The following is a 1,571-nucleotide window of genomic DNA, read 5'->3' as shown; positions in this document are numbered from 1 at the left end:
GTCTGCCGTTTTGACCAGGGTGCTGCCGCGTAAGGAGCAGGTGTAGGATTTTTGAAAAACTTAATTCCCAATATCCTGCTTCAAATGAAGGAAAGGTCGTCTGAAAAACAAGCTTAATTTCAGACGACCTTTGATCAAATTTAAGAAAGCCCTTACCAAACAAACGGTTTCCTATTCATATCCGAAAGGTTGTCAACTTCATTATCCAGCAAGAACTGCTCAAAAGCATTCCAACCCTTTTTTTCCACCAATTCCGCTTCCTGTTTATACAACGGGACAAGCAAAGGAAAAACGGTATTGTAGTGTTCGCCATAACAGACCTGAAAATCATCGTCGAAATAAAATGGGGCGGAAACATACAGTGCGTCCATTTTGCTACCTTCGATAATTACCCTAGGTAATTGAATAATTTCACCTCTTAAAATAGGTTTTCTATTGTCAATCAAATATTCAGCTACTCCTGATAGAAAAGCTGCAATATTTTCTTTATTCCATTCTTCAGAACAGGTAAAAATTAATTCAAACCTACTCTTATAGTTCAAGTCATATCGATTCAAGCCTAAAGTAGAAAAAGTAGTTGCCCCTTTATATGGTTGTGATGGGAATACGGAAACGCTGAGATGATAACGCCGATCCAAGCATTTTATACCGCTTTCGATTTCACCCAAATAATGCTCTAAATGTTCAACTATAATCATTTTTTCTTAAACCTTTCATCCCTATTCCAGCAAGCCGTAGGCTGGGTTGAGCTCCAATATCGCCATTTTTTATTGACGGAAAGGTCGTCTGAAAAACCAAACATGGTTTCAGACGACCTTTTGATTGTTGAGTTTTTCAACCCATCTTACGTTTGATACCTAAGATCTTTGTATCCATTCTTCTTTTCTAATTCCAAATTCAAATTCAGCCTGTTTAAATGCCGAATCTAATGTGTCATGATAAGTATCCGTTTGTTCCTGACCGGTCTCATCCAAATAAAATAAATAAAATCCTTGGTCATCTTCATATTGAACAATACTTAAAGCAACAGGTTTGGGAAGTATCCCCATTGGAGTGCGATGAATCGTTCTAATAGGAAAATCTTTATTTTTATCTAAGATAACTTTGAATAATTCTTTTACACTCATAATTTTTTAATCCTGAATAATTGTTACTACACTATTTTCTATTACACGTCCATTGGGTTTGTCATATGATTCAAAATGACCATGATGCGTAGATGAATTTGTTTCATGATGACCATATCGTACCTGTCGCATTCCATCTTGTGATACATATCGACCATTTGGATATGACTTATAGTTTTTCCCTAGCCATTTCTCAGCTGAATTTAAAAAAGTAGATTCAGATACAGTTCCTGCATGGTATTCGGGAGCTCTTTTGGGAGGACAAGCATTATGAACCCAAACCCCTTCCGTTTCCGCCTTATCACCCTTGACGAAGTAAGTATGCCAGTCGGCAACGGTCAGATTGTAGGCTTGCAGCGGTTCTTGTTTGACGGTAATGCTTTGAACGGTCTGCTCTGTGCCGCTTTCGGAATGCAGCCTGCTTCCCGCTTTCAAATCTTCCGC

General features: G+C 38.2%; 3 protein-coding genes. All 3 read right to left on the bottom strand.

The features are described from left to right. Positions 1-152: 152 nt before the first annotated feature. Positions 153-698 (bottom strand): suppressor of fused domain protein, encoded by a 546-nt coding sequence (locus HMPREF2907_RS08675; protein WP_070682180.1) that lies wholly within the window; start codon positions 696-698, stop codon positions 153-155. Positions 699-857: 159 nt separating this feature from the next. Beyond that, the gene (locus HMPREF2907_RS08670; RefSeq protein WP_070682177.1) at positions 858-1,127 is read right to left on the bottom strand and encodes a hypothetical protein; all 270 of its coding nucleotides are present in this window, start codon (positions 1,125-1,127) and stop codon (positions 858-860) included. Positions 1,128-1,133: 6 nt separating this feature from the next. Continuing rightward, on the bottom strand, positions 1,134-1,571 hold a 438-nt coding region (locus HMPREF2907_RS12075), incomplete at its 5' end, for a polymorphic toxin-type HINT domain-containing protein (protein ID WP_318259100.1).

Source organism: Neisseria sp. HMSC055H02, assembly GCF_001813335.1.
In the GTDB taxonomy this organism is placed as follows: Bacteria; Pseudomonadota; Gammaproteobacteria; order Burkholderiales; family Neisseriaceae; genus Neisseria; species Neisseria sicca_C.
Note: the sequence above shows the minus strand (reverse complement) of the source record. Positions and strands in the feature narration are given on the sequence as shown.

Excerpts from the sequence above, each read along its gene's own strand:
- HMPREF2907_RS08675 (WP_070682180.1), bottom strand. The coding sequence starts at position 698 with ATGATTATAGTTGAACATTTAGAGCATTATTTGGGTGAAATCGAAAGC.
- HMPREF2907_RS08670 (WP_070682177.1), bottom strand. The coding sequence starts at position 1,127 with ATGAGTGTAAAAGAATTATTCAAAGTTATCTTAGATAAAAATAAAGAT.